Origin of the sequence: Pantoea sp. SIMBA_079 (assembly GCF_046940275.1) — a bacterium.
In the GTDB taxonomy this organism is placed as follows: Bacteria; Pseudomonadota; Gammaproteobacteria; order Enterobacterales; family Enterobacteriaceae; genus Pantoea; species Pantoea borealis.
The window spans coordinates 1-233 of sequence record NZ_JAWRYR010000963.1 but is presented as its reverse complement, the minus strand read 5'-3'; the positions used below and the strand labels follow the sequence as shown (position 1 = coordinate 233).

The 233-nt window shown below is 53.6% G+C and carries 1 pseudogene; it reads left to right on the top strand.

What is annotated here, in order from left to right:
- Positions 1-233, top strand: a pseudogene (locus SB719_RS22795) (CorA family divalent cation transporter); the annotation flags it as partial.

The following is a 233-nucleotide window of genomic DNA, read 5'->3' as shown; positions in this document are numbered from 1 at the left end:
TCAGCCCGAACCTGCCTTCATGCAAAAACTGCTGGAAGAGTTCCGACTGCACGAGCTCGCGATTGAGGATGCTCTGCTGGCGCATCATCGTCCCAAGATTGAACAGTATGGCAAATCCGTATTCATTGTGGTTTAGACAGCGTATATGCGGGCGCAGCAGCACATCACAGTTGGCGAGCCGCACTTCTTCCTGGGCAAAAATTTTCTCATCACTGCACGCCACGGTTCGCGCG